This is a genomic window from Streptomyces sp. NPDC002640, from assembly GCF_053592575.1.
In genome coordinates this window covers 108,968-125,229 of sequence record NZ_JBSFVZ010000022.1, presented here as the reverse complement: position 1 = coordinate 125,229, position 16,262 = coordinate 108,968, and the positions used below count along the sequence as shown (strand labels likewise).

Annotated in this window: 16 protein-coding genes and 1 pseudogene; 8 read left to right on the top strand and 9 right to left on the bottom strand. The window is 74.0% G+C overall.

The genetic code is table 11. From position 1 onward, the window contains the following. Together ACWD3O_RS26195 and ACWD3O_RS26190 are read left to right on the top strand one after the other, a co-directional pair. Positions 1-281 (top strand): annotated as a pseudogene (locus tag ACWD3O_RS26195) (DEAD/DEAH box helicase); the annotation flags it as partial. Positions 282-363: 82 nt separating this feature from the next. After that, entirely contained in the window at positions 364-1,245 is an 882-nt protein-coding gene (locus tag ACWD3O_RS26190; protein ID WP_451410291.1) for an alpha/beta fold hydrolase, read from the top strand. Between the two features lie 74 nt (positions 1,246-1,319). Here ACWD3O_RS26190 and ACWD3O_RS26185 read toward each other — a convergent pair whose 3' ends face one another. Continuing rightward, positions 1,320-2,225, bottom strand: a complete 906-nt coding sequence (locus ACWD3O_RS26185; protein WP_451410290.1) for an NYN domain-containing protein — start codon at positions 2,223-2,225, stop codon at positions 1,320-1,322. 197 nt (positions 2,226-2,422) lie between these two features. Here ACWD3O_RS26185 and ACWD3O_RS26180 point away from each other — a divergent pair, with 197 nt between their 5' ends. Then, the gene (locus ACWD3O_RS26180; RefSeq protein ID WP_356130353.1) at positions 2,423-2,575 is read left to right on the top strand and encodes a hypothetical protein; all 153 of its coding nucleotides are present in this window, start codon (positions 2,423-2,425) and stop codon (positions 2,573-2,575) included. A 123-nt stretch (positions 2,576-2,698) separates the two neighbouring features. Here ACWD3O_RS26180 and ACWD3O_RS26175 read toward each other — a convergent pair whose 3' ends face one another. The 4 genes from ACWD3O_RS26175 to ACWD3O_RS26160 form a co-directional block, all read right to left on the bottom strand. Then, positions 2,699-3,304 carry a MarC family protein gene (locus ACWD3O_RS26175; RefSeq protein WP_451410289.1) on the bottom strand — a complete coding sequence of 202 codons (606 nt, stop codon included), beginning with the start codon at positions 3,302-3,304 and terminating at the stop codon, positions 2,699-2,701. 132 nt (positions 3,305-3,436) lie between these two features. Further along, complete coding sequence (locus ACWD3O_RS26170) at positions 3,437-4,327, bottom strand: PHP domain-containing protein (protein WP_451417564.1); 891 nt, start codon at positions 4,325-4,327, stop codon at positions 3,437-3,439. 216 nt (positions 4,328-4,543) lie between these two features. After that, positions 4,544-5,185 carry a DUF6758 family protein gene (locus tag ACWD3O_RS26165; protein WP_451410287.1) on the bottom strand — a complete coding sequence of 214 codons (642 nt, stop codon included), beginning with the start codon at positions 5,183-5,185 and terminating at the stop codon, positions 4,544-4,546. 275 nt (positions 5,186-5,460) lie between these two features. After that, the gene (locus ACWD3O_RS26160) at positions 5,461-6,045 is read right to left on the bottom strand and encodes a suppressor of fused domain protein (RefSeq protein WP_451410286.1); all 585 of its coding nucleotides are present in this window, start codon (positions 6,043-6,045) and stop codon (positions 5,461-5,463) included. Positions 6,046-6,602: 557 nt separating this feature from the next. Here ACWD3O_RS26160 and ACWD3O_RS26155 point away from each other — a divergent pair. Continuing rightward, positions 6,603-7,760, top strand: a complete 1,158-nt coding sequence (locus tag ACWD3O_RS26155; RefSeq protein ID WP_451410285.1) for a magnesium and cobalt transport protein CorA — start codon at positions 6,603-6,605, stop codon at positions 7,758-7,760. A gap of 32 nt (positions 7,761-7,792) precedes the next feature. Next, complete coding sequence (locus ACWD3O_RS26150; RefSeq protein ID WP_451417563.1) at positions 7,793-8,308, top strand: hypothetical protein; 516 nt, start codon at positions 7,793-7,795, stop codon at positions 8,306-8,308. A gap of 114 nt (positions 8,309-8,422) precedes the next feature. Here ACWD3O_RS26150 and ACWD3O_RS26145 read toward each other — a convergent pair whose 3' ends face one another. Next, positions 8,423-9,175, bottom strand: a complete 753-nt coding sequence (locus ACWD3O_RS26145; protein ID WP_451410283.1) for a hypothetical protein — start codon at positions 9,173-9,175, stop codon at positions 8,423-8,425. A 207-nt stretch (positions 9,176-9,382) separates the two neighbouring features. On the opposite strand from ACWD3O_RS26145, the gene ACWD3O_RS26140 reads away from it, so the two are divergent. From ACWD3O_RS26140 to ACWD3O_RS26130, 3 genes are read left to right on the top strand one after another with little or no spacing between them, the layout of a single operon-like run. Further along, positions 9,383-10,696 (top strand): magnesium transporter MgtE N-terminal domain-containing protein, encoded by a 1,314-nt coding sequence (locus ACWD3O_RS26140; RefSeq protein ID WP_451410282.1) that lies wholly within the window; start codon positions 9,383-9,385, stop codon positions 10,694-10,696. Then, positions 10,686-11,348, top strand: coding sequence for a DUF1003 domain-containing protein (locus ACWD3O_RS26135; protein WP_451410281.1), 663 nt, complete (start codon positions 10,686-10,688; stop codon positions 11,346-11,348). The genes ACWD3O_RS26140 and ACWD3O_RS26135 overlap by 11 nt, the downstream gene beginning before the upstream one ends. A gap of 43 nt (positions 11,349-11,391) precedes the next feature. Continuing rightward, a complete protein-coding gene (locus ACWD3O_RS26130) occupies positions 11,392-12,525 on the top strand; it encodes an Mrp/NBP35 family ATP-binding protein (protein WP_451410280.1) in 1,134 nt (377 codons plus the stop codon). Between the two features lie 221 nt (positions 12,526-12,746). Here ACWD3O_RS26130 and ACWD3O_RS26125 read toward each other — a convergent pair whose 3' ends face one another. The 3 genes from ACWD3O_RS26125 to ACWD3O_RS26115 form a co-directional block, all read right to left on the bottom strand. Further along, positions 12,747-13,394: a hypothetical protein gene (locus ACWD3O_RS26125; protein ID WP_451417562.1), complete on the bottom strand. Its 648-nt coding sequence runs from the start codon at positions 13,392-13,394 to the stop codon at positions 12,747-12,749. Positions 13,395-13,575: 181 nt separating this feature from the next. Then, positions 13,576-14,022, bottom strand: coding sequence for a sec-independent translocase (locus ACWD3O_RS26120; protein WP_451417561.1), 447 nt, complete (start codon positions 14,020-14,022; stop codon positions 13,576-13,578). Between the two features lie 186 nt (positions 14,023-14,208). Further along, complete coding sequence (locus ACWD3O_RS26115) at positions 14,209-16,218, bottom strand: trypsin-like peptidase domain-containing protein (RefSeq protein ID WP_451417560.1); 2,010 nt, start codon at positions 16,216-16,218, stop codon at positions 14,209-14,211. Between the last annotated feature and the right edge of the window lie 44 nt (positions 16,219-16,262).

Genomic DNA, 16,262 nt, shown 5'->3' with positions numbered 1-16,262 from the left:
GCCGCACCCGCAAGACCACCGCCCCCGCGGAGGTCACGGACAACGCCACGGACGCCCCCGAGGCCGAGACCAAGCCCCGCCGCCGCACCCGCAAGACCACCACCCCGGCCGAGACCGCGGTCGACACGGCCGAAGCCCCGGCCGAGGCCGCGCCGCGTCGCCGTACGCGCAAGGCCGCCGAGGCCGCGCCGACCGCCGGAATCCCCGCGCAGGCGGGCGAGGAGGCGGAGAGCAAGCCGCGTCGCCGTACGCGCAAGGCCGCGCAGCCGGCCGAGCACTGACACCCGGCGACGCCGACGGCCCGGTTCCCCTCGGGGAGCCGGGCCGTCGGCGTTCCGGGACCCGCTCGGTAACCTGACCGCCATGAGCAGGCCCGACACCTTCACTCCCCCGCCCGGTGCGCGGGCGTACCGACTCACCACCTCCCGGGGCGCGTTCGCCGCGATCGAGATGCCCGCCGCCCCGGGCGTCCCGCACCGCGGCACCGCCCTGCTGCTGCCCGGATACACCGGCAGCAAGGAGGACTTCATCGCCCTGCACGCCCCGCTGGCGGCCCGCGGCTACCGGACGGTCGCCGTCGACGGCCGCGGCCAGTACCGGTCCGAAGGCCCCGACCACGACGAAACGGCGTACGCACGGGAGGAGTTGGCGCAGGACCTGCTCTCCCAGGCCCACCTCCTGGCCGCGGAGTCCGGGACCCGTGTCCATCTGCTGGGCCACTCCCTCGGCGGGCAGATCTCCCGCGCCGCCGTGCTCAGGGACGCCTCCCCGTTCCTCAGCCTCACGCTGATGTCCTCGGGCCCCGCCCGCATCTCCGCGCCCCAGCAGCAGCGCGTCACCATGCTCCGCGGCGCGCTCGCGTCGATGTCGATGGAGCAGGTGTGGGACGTGATGCAGGCCATGGAGGCCACCGCCGCGCCCGAGGAACTGGCCGAGCAGCCCGACACGGCGCTGCTGCGGGAGCGCTGGCTCCACACCCGTCCGGCGCAACTCCTCGCCACCGGACGCCAGTTGTGCGAGGAACCGGATCTGGTCGACGCGCTGGCCGGGGTGGGGCTGCCCTGCCACGTGCTCTCCGGCTCGCACGACCACGTCTGGCCGATGGACCAGTTCGACGAGATGGCGGGCCGGCTCGGCGCGCGGCGCACCGTGATCGAGGGCGCGGAGCACTCCCCCAACGTGGACCGTCCGGCTCAGACGGCCCGCGCGATCGCCGACTTCTGGGACGAGACGGCCACCGGCTGAACCCGCCCCGCCGCCGCACGGGACGGGGACGGGCACGGGACCGCGGCGACTCGGGCTAGGGCGCGGGCTCAGGCTCAGTGCTGTGCGCGCAGGCGCTCCCAGAAGCCGTCCCGGAGCGCCCTGCGCAGGTCGGACTGGCCGCGCAAGGAGTACCCGAGCAGCCCCTCCGCCTGGACCAGCAGGGACTGGTCGTCGGAGCCGGGCAGGTACGGCTGCTCCGCCAGGAGCGCGTCCATGGGTTCCGGACCGCGCTCGGCCAGCCACCGGGCGGCGATCTGGGCGCCCACGAACCGCACGTCCTCCCAGGTCGGCCGGGGCGCGCCCGCCTCGTGGGAGACGGTGACCCGGCGGGAGACGTACGGCTTGAGGAACTGGACGTCCAGGGTGCGCTGGCTGTCGACCTCCCAGAGCAGCGGCTCGGCCTGGTTGCGTCCGTCCGGGGCCTCGACGCCCCACAGGTGCACCCGGGCGCCGTACTCCTGGGCGGCCTCCACCGCGGGCACCAGGTCCTCGTCCCCGCCGAGCAGGGCGGCGTCGGTGATGGCGCGGTGGCGGGCCAGGGCCTCCAGGTCGGATCGGATCAGCCCGTCGACGCCCTTCTGCTGGTTGTTGGCGTTGAGGTTGCCGAGGCGGACCTTGACGTCGGGGAGCTCGGCGATGGCCTGCTGCTCGGCGGTGTGGATGCGCCGGCGGGCCCCGTCGTACCAGTACACCCGCAACAGCCGGCTGTCCTGGAACAGCTGCGCGGCCCGGTCGATGAGCGCGGCGATTACGCCCTCGGTGTCCAGCTCGAAGGCCCGGCGGTCCTCGGTGCCCACCACCAGCCGCCCGGCGGCGGCGTAGAGGTACCCCGCGTCGACGAAGAGCGCGTGGGTGGACTGCGGCGCGGACTGCGCCTTCACCACCGTGGCGAGAACCTGCTGGAGCATCCGGTTGGTGCTCTCGATGCTTGCGGTCAGCGCCGCGAGGTCGTCATTCATACCGGTCCCCATTGTCCCGGTGGTCACGGAGCGGACACAACCGGTCTCACCCGGTTCATACCTGGGCGGCACATGGGCCAGGACCAGGTGGGTAACCGATCAATACTTAGGCGGCCGAAAATTTTGCTTAGCTAGGGAATCTTCCCGCCCGGTTCGGGTGTTGTACCCGGTACATACCGACGTGGGAAGGGAGAAGCATGCGCTTCGAGATTCTGCGTCTCGACGACGTGAGCGGCCTGCCGGTCGACACCACCGTCGTGGACGCCGCCTCCGTCAACGGAATCGTCCAGCAGGCCGCGGCGATCGGCCAGCGCCTCTGGATCCGTCCGGCCGAGACCTCGGCCTCGTAACGACTGACGGCTGACGACTGACGACTGACGACACCATCGGACCACCGCGGCCCGGTGGGCAGCCTCCCCCCGTGGAGGCTGCCCACCGGGCCGCAGTGCTGAGTCCGGCGGACGCGGGCCGGGTCAGGCGCCCTGGACCACCTGGGTCACGCCGTTGATGATCTGCTGCACGGCGATCGCGGCGAGCAGCATGCCCGCCAGCCGGGTCACCAGGACCACGCCGCCCTCCTTGATCACGCGGATCACCAGCAGCGAGTTGCGCATGATCAGCCAGATCACCACGTGGATCGCCAGGATCGCCGTCCAGACGGCGACCTGGGAGCCGACGGTGCCGGCCTTCTCCACGGCCAGGATGACCGAGACGATCGCGCCGGGACCGGCCAGCAGCGGCATGCCGAGCGGGACCAGGGCGACGTTGACGTCCTTGGTCTGCTGCGGCTCGTCCGTCTTGCCGGTGAGCAGGTCGAGCGCGACCAGCAGGAGCAGCACACCGCCGGCGATCATCAGGGCGGGCACCGAGATGTGCAGGTAGTCGAGGATGCGCTGGCCCAGCAGGCCGAAGACGGCGATCACGCCGCCGGCCACCAGCACCGCCTGGAGCGCCATGCGCTTCTGGACGGCCGCGGGCCGGCCGGCGGTGAGGCCGAGGAAGATCGGGGTGACCCCCGGGGGGTCCATGATCACGAAGAGGGTGAGGAAGAGGGAACCGAAAACGGCGATGTCGAACACGGTGAATGGCCTTGCGGATGGTGCGGAACGCCGCCGTCGGGCCGGGTCCGGGCAGGACGCGGCGCCACGCGGCGCGGGATGGGGGGATGCGGGCAGGCCCGGACGCGGCGGGACGGAGGGGGCCCGGCCGGGTCAGGCGGTGGCGGGTCCGCCGGCGCCGGGCACGGGGAACGCGCCCCAGGCCCGGCGGATGATCTCGCCGTAGACCTCGGGGTCGGTGAGGTTCTCGCCGAGGACGCAGGTCTTGCGGGTGCCGTGGTAGTCGGACGAGCCGGTGGTCAGCAGGCCCAGCTCGGCGGCGAGGCCGCGCAGGCGGGCGCGGGTGGCCGGGTCGTGGTCCATGTGGTCGACCTCGATGCCGTCCAGGCCGGCCTCGGCCATCGCGGCGATCGCGGACTCCGGCACGGTGCGGCCGCGCTTGGCGGCGCCGGGATGGGCGAACACGGCGACCCCGCCGGCGGCCTTCACCAGGCGGATCGCCTCGAAGGGGTCGGTCTCGTGCTTGGGCACCCAGACGCGGCCGCGGTCGGCCAGCCAGTGCCGGGTGAACGCCTCGTCCACCGAGTCGACGACGCCGAGCTCGACCAGGGCGGTGGCGACGTGCGGGCGGCCCACGGAGCCGTCGCCGGCGATGCGGGCGACCTGCTCCCAGGTGATGTCGATGCCCAGGTCGCGCAGGTTGGCCACCATGGAGCGGGCGCGCGGCACCCGGTCGTCGCGCACCAGCTCGCGCTCGGCGAGCAGCGCGGGCTCCTCGGGGTCGAACAGGTAGGCCAGCAGGTGCATGCTGATGCCGTCGCCGGGGTCCGCGCCGGGCTCGGTCCAGCGGCAGGAGAGCTCCGCGCCGGTGACCAGGGTGAGCCCCTCGGGAAGGGCCGCCAGCGCCTCGGCGTGGCCCCGGGTGGTGTCGTGGTCGGTCAGCGCGACGACGTCCAGCCCGGCCGCGGCGGCGGCGCGCACCAGCTCGGCGGGGGTGTCCGTGCCGTCGGACGCGGTGGAGTGGCAGTGCAGGTCGATGCGCACGGCGACTCCAGCGGACGAGGGTTTGCACGGACGGGGCAACACCAGGATAAGGGGTCGTCCGAGTGGGTGACTCTTACCTCCGCAGACTCCCGCCCCACGAGGGCCCCACCGGCCCTCCGGGCCTCCGGGAAGCCGCCGCCCGGATGCCGCCGGGACCACGGGACCAGGACACCGCAGGCGACACGGCGCGGGAGCGGGTGGTACGGAACCGCCAGGTCAGGGGGCGAGGAGGCGGGGGGACAGCGCGCCGCACGGCACGAGTTCGATCTCCGCGCCCGCCTCGCGCAGGTCGGTGAGGACCAGTTCCTCGTACATCAGCAGCCCGGACCGCTCGGGCCAGACCACCGCCCACAGCCACATGCCGAGGGCCTCGCCCGCGAACACCGCCCGGTCCTCCGGCGCGCCGTCCACCACCCACAGCGGCGTGGGGCGGCCGGCCGCGTGCACCTTGGCCTGGGCGGGCTTGCCGATGTCGATGCGAGGGCCGGGGTCGGGCCCGTCGATGCCCGCGTACCGGGCGCCGAGGCCCACGCCGAGCTCCTCGGCGATCAGGATGAGCTCACCCACCCCGCCGAGCGGCCCCGGACCGGAGCAGGCGACCGCCGAGGCACGGCCTCCGCCGCGGTCGTCGCCCGCGCTGGCCACACCGGTGAAGAGCCAGCCGACCGGCAGGGGCCACGGCATCCAGACGGGGACCCGGGTGCGGTGCACCACCACACCGAGGGCCTCGACGCTGGGCGGGATCACGGGCTGCACCGGATGCACCGGTCCGTGCGCGTCGCACTGCCACGCGTCGGCGAAGAGTCCGGGAGCCCTGACCCGGCCACCGCACTTCGGGCAACTGGGTTCGCCCCTCATAAGGTCCCACGGTCCTCCCCCGACCGGCCCGCGTCAAGGACGATCACCCGTCCGGCGGGCGGAGGGCGTGCCGAGGGAGTACCGAGGCCGTGCCGTGGGCGTGCCGAGACTGTGCCGGGGCTGTGCCGCACCGGTCGCCGACCGCCCGGCGCGGCGTCGCCCGTCACCCCCAACTGCCGGGATCCGGCCATCCGTTGGGCACTCCTGCGGCACTCCTGCGGGTGACTTCCGTCACTCCCGGTGACCGGTGGTGCCCCGCCGCCACCGGCCCGCGGTCAGTCGAGGGCGACCGACCGGCGCGCCGGGTCGCGCAGGTCGGTGCCGCGGGCCAGCCACCGCTCCTGCAGCGCCTGCGCGCCGTGCACCCGCTTCCAGGCGGCCTCGTTCGGCGTCATCGGCAGCAGCGGCAGGAAGGACACCGGGTCCAGCGGCTCGTCCAGCTCCAGGTCCTCGACCAGTCCCCCGGGCTCGCCCACCAGGACGGAGGTGAAGGGGGCGCCCGGCCACAGCGGCTCACCGACGTCCAGCGACCCGCCGGGCGCCACGACCACCCCTTCGACCTGCGGAGAGGCGGCGAGCACCGCCAGCGGGCGGAGCACCTTGTCGGTCTCCGCGAGGCCGCGCCGCACGGACAGCACCAGCTCCGCCCGCGGTCCCCTCACCGGGTCCGCGACCATCGCCGTGGGGTCGTTCATGGGGTGGGCGGACATCCCCAGGGTGGCGTAGCGGACGACGTCCTCCCCGGTGAAGCGGAGCACCTCGACGCGGTCCGTGCCGAGGAAGGTCACCGCGGCCCGCGCGTCGGGTTCGCCCAGCGCCGTCCGCAGACGCGCCTCTACCAGGGGAAGAACATCAGCCATGCGGCGAGCATAGAACTCGTCCGGAACTCACCCGCAGTGGGCAAGCGGACACCTTGACAGTCACCTCGGCTGATAGTCTTGCCGGAGTTCGGGACAGCACGCCAAGCGTCGCGATCGAGTCCCGGCGCCAGTCATACCCCCCTGAGAGCTGCCCCTGCGCGCTCTCCCGCAGGGGATGGATCGTCCCTCACGAGGGACCGGCCGGAGGAGGTGGGGCTGCGATGGACCGAAGTCGACCGTGCAGTACCACCCGCTCTTCCGGCCGCTGACGCGGCTCCGGCGTTCTCCACACGTCCACCGCCCGCCCTCCGGGCCCGGTGGCGGCAGCACACCCCCACGCGCCGGGGAAGAGCACTTCGTTTCGTTCGCCTGATCTCTTCGATCTTCTCGATCCGCAGCATCAGCGACGAAAGCTCGAACGCCGCGACGGTGCGGTGCTCCCCGTTTCGCGGACGTGCCCGATCCTTCGACCCGCACGTCCCCGTCCCCCAGGGTTCCGGGGGAGCTCACCCGTCGGCGGTCCGTCCTTTCGTTGCCCGAAAGCGAAGGAGCCCGCCATGTCGATGATCCGAGACCTGCGCGCAGCGGTCCGCCCCTCCGAGCGCGTCGCGCGCTCGGTCCGCATCCGGCCCTCCCGGCGGGGCGCCGCCACGCTGGCCCCCCTGGACCCGGCGGCCCTCGCCGTCCCGGACGCCCCGTCCGCGGTCGTCGACTGCGGCGTCTACCGGGACGGGCACCGCGTCGCCACCGACGGCGTGATGAAGCCGCAGGAGGCGATGCGCGCGGCCCGGCGTGACGGCGGCTTCGTGTGGATCGGCCTGCACGAGCCCACGCAGGACGAATTCGCGGGCATCGCCGCCGAGTTCGGGCTGCACCCGCTGGCCGTGGAGGACGCCGTCCAGGCCCACCAGCGGCCCAAGCTGGAGCGGTACGACGACAGCCTGTTCACCGTCTACAAGACGGTCCACTACGTCGAGCACGACCGGCTCACGCCGGACAGCGAGGTCATCGAGACCGGCGAGATCATGTGCTTCACCGGCCGGGACTTCCTGATCACCGTCCGGCACGGGAGCAAGGGCTCGCTGCGGGCCCTGCGGCGCCGGCTGGAGGAGGACCCGGAGCTGCTCGAGAAGGGCCCCTCTGCGGTGCTGCACGCCATCGCCGACCACGTGGTCGACGGCTACCTCGCGGTCGCCGACGCGGTGCAGGACGACATCGACGACGTGGAGACCGAGGTCTTCAGTCCCGGCCGCCGCGGCAGCGCCCCGCGGGGCACCGACGCGGGGCGGATCTACCAGCTCAAGCGCGAGGTGCTGGAGTTCAAGCGGGCGGTGGCCCCGCTGCTGCGGCCGATGCAGCTGCTCAGCGAGCGGCCCATGCGGCTGATCGACCCGGACATCCAGAAGTACTTCCGGGACGTCGCCGACCACGTGGCCCGGGTGCAGGAGCAGGTCATCGGGTTCGACGAGCTGCTCAACTCGATCCTCCAGGCCAACCTGGCGCAGGCCTCGGTGGCGCAGAACGAGGACATGCGCAAGATCACCTCGTGGGCGGCGATCATCGCCGTGCCGACCATGGTCTGCGGGGTGTACGGGATGAACTTCCAGCACATGCCGGAGCTGGGCTGGAAGTACGGCTACCCCGTGGTCATGGGCATCACGGTGGCGATCTGTCTGGGCATCCACCGCACCCTGAAGCGCAACGGCTGGCTCTGAGCGCGGCGCGGGCGGCTCGCTACGCTGCTGCCATGACGACCGAGCTGTTCGACCGTGCCCTCGTCGAGGAGGCCGCGAAGAAGTCCGCGCTGGTGTGGGTGCGGGGGGACGGTGAGGGGAGTCCCGAGCGGGCGCTGTGGCACGTGTGGCACGACGGGGCGGTCTGCGTGGTCGGCGACGGGCCCGGGGAGCAGCCGCTGCCGGGACTGGCCGACGGCGGCCGGGCGGTGCTGACGCTGCGGAGCAAGGACAAGGGCGGCCGGCTGGTGTCCTGCCGGGCCGCGGTCGCGGAGGTCGCCGTGGGAACCGCCGCGTGGGACGGGGCGGTCGGCGAACTGAAGGGCAAGCGGCTGAACGCGGCGGACGGCGAGGCGATGCCCGCGCGCTGGGCCCGCGAGTGCCGCGTCCTGCGTCTCACCCCGGTGGGTGAGGCCCTTCGCCCGTCCTCGGGGGACCTGGCCGCCGTGCCGTCCCCGACACCGGCCACCACGCGGGAGCCCGTGCCGGCGGCCCTCCCCCGCCTCCTCCTCCGCCGCAAGCGGCGCTGAGCGGCCCGGCGGGCGCGGGGATCCGGGGATCCGGGAGCCGAGGTCCGGGGGCCGGAGCCGAGGTCCGGGGATCCGGGGCCTGGGCGCGCCCCTGTGTCACGTCTGCGTCTACGTCTACGTCTCGGGGAGGTCCTGGCCGTAGTCGACCTGCTTGTCCTTGGGGGGTTCCTGCAGGTCCAGCTTGTGGTTCCAGTCGGAGAGGCGGAGGGTGCCGCCGCCTCCGGGGCGTTCGAGGCGGAGCGGGAACGGCGTGCCCTGCAGCGAGACGTCCAGGCGGCCGCCCGACCCCTCGTCGACCTTCAGCCGGATCGTGCGGACGTCGTCGACCTCGTGGTACTCGTCCTTGGCCAGCTTGCCGTCGAGGTCGAGCAGGCCGTCCAGCAGCAGGTCCATGTCCGTGAAGCCGCTGAACCGCTGGTAGGCGGGGTCCTTCTCCGGGACCTTCACGTACTTGCCGTCGAGCTTCTCGGCCGTCGTGCCCTCCAGCCCCTTGCCGTCGCCGCCCGCGGCCTGGTTCCAGAAGTCGGCCCCGGCCTGGAGGTACAGGTCCTCGCCGACCCTCAGCAGTCCGAAGGTCGTGCCGCCGGAGGTGACCTCGCCCTGGCCGCCGCCGTCGGACAGCTTCATGTCGAGTTCGACGCCGCCGTCCTTGGTGATCACCGTGCCGGACAGGTGCACCGACCGCGCCGAGTCGACCGCCTTCATCGCCCGGCTGCGGATCTGGCCCGGCTCCAGCTTCCCGACCCCGTTGGTCCCCTCGTCCGGATCGGACCCGCACCCGGTGAGCCCCGTGGTCGCCAGGACCAGTGCGCAGACCGCCGCCGCGCGGGCGGCCGTGCGGGTACGACGCTGGGGGATCGGGGTCACAGGCGCGGCTGCCTCTCATCCGGTTTCTCGACGGGCTGGAGGCAGCGTACCGGGGGCGCGACGGGGCAGATGGAGGCAGTCCGTCCGGACCCCTCACCAGGGCGTACCGGACCGGTACGGGCTAGCCTGATCCCCGCCCACTGCGGCGTTTCCGGGCAACTCGGGGCAAGGGCGGGAGGACGACCGCCCGGCGGAAGGAGGCTGTACATGGCGGGTGGGCGCATCTTCGTTTCCCACCTCGCGGGCGTGGCCGTGTTCGACCCGAACGGCGACCAGGTCGGACGCGTGCGGGATCTGATCGTGGTGCTGCGGGTGGGACGCAAGCCCCCGCGGCTGCTCGGGCTCGTGGTGGAGCTGCCGACCCGGCGGCGCATCTTCCTGCCGATGACCCGGGTCACCGGGATCCAGTCCGGCCAGGTGATCAGCACCGGTGTGCTCAACGTGCGCCGGTTCGAGCAGCGGCCTCCGGAGCGGCTGGTCTTCGGCGAGCTGCTGGACCGGCGGGTGCGGCTGGACGAGACGGGCGAGGAGGTCACCGTCCTGGACCTGTCGGTGCACCAGCTGCCCTCCAAGCGCGAGTGGGAGGTCGACCGGCTGTTCGTGCGGCGCGGCGGCCGCGGCGGCGCGTTCCGCCGCAAGGCCGGCGAGCAGTTCCTGGTGGAGTGGACGGCGGTCACCGGCCTGTCCCTGGAGGAGAAGGGGCAGGGCGCGGAGAACCTGCTGGCCACCTTCGAGCAGCTGCGCCCCGCCGACCTGGCCAACGTGCTGCACCACCTGTCGGCGAAGCGCCGCGCGGAGGTCGCCGCCGCGCTCGACGACGACCGGCTGGCCGACGTGCTCGAGGAGCTTCCCGAGGACGACCAGATCGAGATCCTCGGCAAGCTGGCCGAGGAGCGCGCCGCCGACGTCCTGGAGGCGATGGACCCGGACGACGCCGCCGACCTGCTGTCCGAGCTGCCGGAGGGCGACAAGGAGCGGCTGCTGAGCCTGATGCGGCCCGACGACGCCGCCGACATGCGACGCCTGATGGCCTACGAGGACCGCACCGCGGGCGGTCTGATGACCACCGAGCCGATCGTGCTGCGCCCGGACGCCACCGTCGCCGACGCGCTGGCCCGCGTCCGCAACGCCGACCTCTCCCCCGCGCTGGCCGCCCAGGTGTACGTCTGCCGCCCGCCGGAGGACACCCCGACCGGCAAGTACCTGGGCACCGTGCACTTCCAGCGGCTGCTGCGGGACCCTCCGTACACGCTGGTCGGGTCGATCATCGACGACGACCTGCAGGCCCTGTCGCCCACCGCCGACCTGCCGGTGGTGGCCGGGTTCTTCGCCGCCTACGACATGGTGGCGGCGCCCGTGGTCGACGAGACCGGCTCGCTGCTGGGCGCGGTCACCGTGGACGACGTGCTGGACCACATGCTGCCCGAGGACTGGCGCGAGACGGAGTACCACCTGGAGGAGCCGCCGCCCGCCGCACACCCCGCCGACGCGCCGAAGGAGGCGACCGCCGATGGCACCTGACCGCGACGACCGCCGCCACGGCGACGAGCGCGTGCCCGGCCGCGGCCGGGCGACGGCGCACGGCCGGGAGCGGCGCGAGACCCGGGAGACCCGGGAACGGCGCGAGGCGCGCGAGGGACGCCCCCTCGCCGGGGCCACCGGCACCCGCACCCGGGAGCGGCTCGACCTGCCGCTGGGCACCCGCCGGCGGCGGCTGCTGCCCGAGTGGGACCCGGACGCCTTCGGCCGCGTCTCGGAGCGGATCGCCCGCTTCCTGGGCACCGGGCGCTTCCTGGTCTGGATGACGATCGCGGTCACCCTGTGGGTGGGCTGGAACGTCGCCGCGCCCCCGTCGCTGCGCTTCGACGAGTACCCGTTCATCTTCCTGACCCTGATGCTGTCCCTCCAGGCGTCCTACGCGGCCCCGCTGATCCTGCTGGCGCAGAACCGGCAGGACGACCGCGACCGCGTCAACCTGGAGCAGGACCGCAAGCAGAACGAGCGATCCATCGCGGACACCGAGTACCTGACCCGGGAGGTCGCCGCGCTGCGCATGGGCCTCGGCGAGGTCGCCACCCGCGACTGGATCCGCTCCGAGCTGCAGGACCTGCTGCGGGAACTGGACGAGCAGCGCGCGGAGCGCGAGGCGGGACGTGACGCAGAAGACCGGTGACGGGCCTGCCGGGTGCCGTTCCGAGGGCCGTACCATCGACCTTATGGTTACGGAAGACGCGGTGCGCGAGGCGCTGGCGACGGTGAACGACCCCGAGATCCAGCGGCCCATCACCGAACTCGGGATGGTCAAGTCGGTGGAGATCGGCGAGGACGGCGCGGTCGCCGTCACGGTGTACCTCACCGTCTCCGGCTGTCCGATGCGCGGGACCATCACGGACAACGTGACGGCCGCCCTGCAGCGCGTCGAGGGTGTGACCTCCGTCGACGTGTCGCTCGACGTGATGAGCGACGAGCAGCGCAAGGAGCTGGCGGCCGCGCTGCGCGGCGGGACCGCCGAGCGCGAGGTGCCGTTCGCCAAGCCGGGCTCGCTGACCCGCGTCTACGCGGTGGCCTCCGGCAAGGGCGGCGTCGGCAAGTCCTCGGTGACGGTCAACCTGGCCGCGGCGATGGCGGCGGACGGCCTGAAGGTCGGCGTGGTCGACGCCGACATCTACGGCCACTCGGTGCCGCGCATGCTGGGCGCCGACGGGCGGCCCACCCAGGTCGAGAACATGATCATGCCGCCGTCCGCGAACGGCGTGAAGGTCATCTCCATCGGCATGTTCACCCCGGGCAACGCCCCGGTGGTGTGGCGCGGCCCGATGCTCCACCGCGCCCTCCAGCAGTTCCTGGCCGACGTGTACTGGGGCGACCTGGACGTCCTGCTGCTCGACCTGCCGCCCGGCACCGGCGACATCGCCATCTCGGTGGCCCAGCTGGTCCCGAACGCCGAGATCCTGGTCGTCACCACCCCGCAGCAGGCCGCCGCCGAGGTCGCCGAGCGGGCCGGTTCCATCGCGGTGCAGACGCACCAGAAGATCGTCGGCGTGGTCGAGAACATGTCCGGCCTGCCCTGCCCGCACTGTGACGAGATGGTCGACGTGTTCGGCACCGGCGGCGGTCAGGTCGTCGCCGACGGCCTGACCCGCACCACGGGCGCCACGGTGCCGGTGCTCGGCTCCATCCCGATCGACGTCCGCCTGCGCGAGGGCGGCGACGAGGGCAAGCCGGTGGTGCTGACCGACCCCGACTCCCCGGCCGGCTCGGCGCTGCGGGCCATCGCCGGCAAGCTCGGCGGGCGCCAGCGCGGCCTGTCCGGCATGTCGCTGGGCATCACGCCGCGGAACAAGTTCTGACGCAGCCGGGCGGTCCGCGGACCGCGCGGTGAGGGGGCGCCGTCCCGGCCGGGACGGCGCCCCCGCGTCGTACGGCGGCTCGCGCCGCGCGGCAGCTCGCGCCGCGCGGCAGCTCGCATCGTGCGGCAGCTCGCATCGTGCGGCGGCCCGCGGCGCATGGCGGCTCGCGTCGCGCGGCAGCTCGCGTCGTGCGACGGCCCGCGACGCGCGGTCGGCGGCGGTCAGGTGTAGGCGGCGATGTCCTCGATCGCCGAGAAGCCCAGGCCGTAGGCGCTCATCCCGCGCCCGTACGCGCCCAGGTGGACGCCGCCACCGGTGGAGCCGGCCAGCACCCAGCCGAACTCGGACTCGCGGTAGTGGAAGGTGGTGGCCTCGCCGTCCACCGGCAGCAGCAGGGTGGACCAGGCGGGGCTCTCCAGGTCGTCGGCGAGCACCCAGGCCGTCTCGGTCTGCTGCTCCAGCCAGTCGTCGCGCAGGCTGTGGTCCATGTGCAGGGGCCAGGTGTAGGAGAGCAGGCCCAGGCCGGCCAGCCAGGCGGCGGAGGAGACGGTGGTGGCGTCGAGCACGCCGGTGCCGTCGGCGCTGCGGCGGACCGGCTGGTCGGCCACGGTGACCACGACGGCGAATCGTTCCTTGTCCTCGGCGGCCTCGTAGCGCACCGAGGGTTCGTCCCCGTGGCCGATGGAGCCGTGCTCCACGGAGCCGTCGGTGGAGGAGGCCACCTGCATCAGCCAGCGGGGCCCGGTGAACGCCTCGTCCAGGCCGTACCAGGGGAACGGCGCTCGCAGGTAGCCGTCGACCCCGCCCGCGGCAGGCCGGCCGCCCACGACCGCCGACGCCTGCGCGCCTACCCGACTTCTCGTCTCCATGCCCGGACGCCTCCTCGTTCTTCGCCGGACCGCGGGGAGATCGTGGAGGATCGGCCGCCGGTCCGCACAACAACTCGGCAGCATAGCCACCTTGCTTCACGGGTCCGGGATTACGGCCGAACGGGTGGGTCGGGGGAAGCCGTCCGAGGAGGGGGATGCCCGCGCGCCGGTGCGCGCGGGATCAGGTGGCGTCGAGGTCGTACGGGGGCCGCTCGGCGGCCTTCTCCGGCTTCTTCTCCAGGCCGACCGGGCCGGAGGTGGCGGCGGCCGGGGCGGAGGGCGACGACGTGGACGACGCCGCGGACTCCACGGCGGCGTTCGGGTCGGCGAGCTGCTGGATGTCCTTCTTCAGGTCGAGCGACTCACGGATCTCCTTGATGCCGAGGTCGTCGTTCTGCAGCTGCTTCTGGATGAACGTCTTGGGGTTGAGGTCCTGGAACTCGAAGTCCTTGAACTCCGGGCCGAGCTCCTCGCGGATGTCCTGCTTGGCGCTCTCGGAGAAGTCGCGGATCTTGCGGATGGTCCGCGAGATGTCCTGGATCAGCTTGGGGAGCTTCTCCGGCCCGAAGACGAGCACGGCGAGGACGACGAGCGTCACCAGCTCGAGCGTGCCTATGTCATTGAACACCTGAAGCTCCTTGCGATGTCCCGGGGCGGATCCACGGTACCCGGCCGACCGGCCACACCGGTACCGTCTCGCCGTCCTCTGACGCATACAACACATCCCGGGCCGCCGGGTGGCCGCACGCCGGTGACGGCAGGGTGACGACGCGGTGGCGCGGCGCGGTACCGGCGCCACCGCCGTACCCGCAGGTCAGTCCTGGGAGGAACCGAGGACCAAGGAGACCTTGCGCTCCTCGCCGTCCCGCTCCACGGTCAGCTCCAGGCGGTCGCCGGGGCGGCGGGCCCGTGTCTTGACGATCAGCTCGTCCCCGGAGTGCACCCGGACGCCGTCCACGGCGGTGATCACGTCGCCGGGCTTCAGCCCCGCCTCGGCGCCAGGGCCGCCGGGGGTCACCGGGGAGCCGCCGTCGGCGCCGCGGGTGTGGACGCGGGCGCCGTCACCGGGGTAGGCCATGTCGAGGGTGACGCCTATCACCGGGTGGGTGGCCTCGCCCTCGTTGATCAGCTCCTCGGCGACCCGCTTGGCCTGGTTCACCGGGATGGCGAAGCCGAGGCCTATGGAGCCGGACCGGCCCTCGTCGGTGTCGATGCCGGTGTCGGCGGAGCGGATGGCCGAGTTGATGCCGACCACCCGGCCCTCGGCGTCGAGCAGCGGACCGCCGGAGTTGCCGGGGTTGATCGGGGCGTCGGTCTGCAGCGCGTCGACGTAGGAGACGTCGCCGCCCTCGCCCTCACCGCCGGCCGTGATGGGGCGTTCCTTGGCGCTGATGATGCCCGCGGTGACCGTGTTCGACAGGTCGAAGGGGGCGCCGATGGCCACCACCGGGTCGCCGACGCGGACGTTGTCGGAGTTCCCCAGCGGCATCGGGCGCAGGCCCTTCACGCCCTTCACCCGGACCACGGCCAGGTCGTAGCCGGAGTCCCCGCCGACCAGTTCGGCGCGCGCGGTCTCGCCGCCGCTGAAGGTGACGACGATGCGGCCGTCGCCGGAGTCCTCGGCGGCCTCCACCACGTGGTGGTTGGTCAGGATGTGGCCGCGCTCGTCCAGCACGAAACCGGTGCCGGTGCCGGCCTGCCCGGAGCCCTGGACGTGCAGGGTGACCACGCTGGGCAGGGCGCGCTCGGCGATCCCCGCGACGCTGTCCGGGTCGCGGGGGGTGTCGCTGCGGGGCGCCTGCGACAGTTCGACGACGCCGAGGCCGCCGTACCGCTCCAGGTGGACGCCGGCCAGCCCGCCGGCCAGCCCCGCCGCCAGGGCGACCAGGGCCGCCCCGCCGACCAGGACCCGGCGGCGGCGGGCGCGCCGCCGGAACGGGCTCTCGGCGGCCTCCCCGCCGCCCTGCAGCGGGGCGGCGGGCAACGGGGCGGGGGCGGGTCCGGTGCCGGGGGTGGCCCAGGGGTCGTAGCGGCTCCAGGGGTCCGCCGCGTCGGACGCCGCGGGCTCGGCCGCGGCGGAGGGCCGTCCCTCCGGCGGTCCGGCGGGAACGGCGTCCTCGGGCGCGGGCGCCGGCGCGGAGGCAGCGGGGCCGGGGGCCGGTTCCGCCGGGGCCACGGGCGCCCACGCCTCGCGCGCCGCGGTCTGCCCGGCCGGGACCGGGGGCGCCGGTGCGGCCGGGGCGAGGGGCGCGGCGAGGTCCCCGGCGGCGGGGGCCGGGGCCTGCGGCGGCAGGTGGGTGCCCGCGGCCGGGGTCGCGGGGTGCTGCACGGGCGGCGCCGGGGCCCAGGGGCCCGGGTTGCCGTACGGCGGCGTGCTGTAGTGGTCCGGCTCGTGCAGGGGCCGGGGGGTGGCGACGGAACCGGCGGGGGAACCCGCTCCCGAGGGCTCGGGCCCACCGAGGTTTCCCGGCTGCGCCGGGTGCGCCGGGGCGACCGGCGCCTCCGGACGGACCGCGTGCTCGTCGGCACCGCCGGAACCGCCGGCGCCGCCCCCCTCACCCAGCGCGGCGGACCCGACCGGGGCCGGCGGCACCGCACCCCCGCCGTGGCCGGCGGCGGCGGAGGCCTCCGGGCCCGGGCCGTGGCCCAGGTCGGCGGAAGGGGCCGCGCCGGTGGGCCGGGGCGCGGCGATGTCGGACCCCAGGGGGTCCGTGGGGCCGGGCGCGGCGAGGGGGAAGTCGCCGGAGGCGTCGGGCTGCGGGGCGGGCCGGGGACGGCTCCACCACTTGGGCCTCGCGGACTTCCCCGGCGTGCCCTCGTTCATGCTCTCCCCAACACCTGGCGCGATTCGTCGACGCGCCGCCGCAC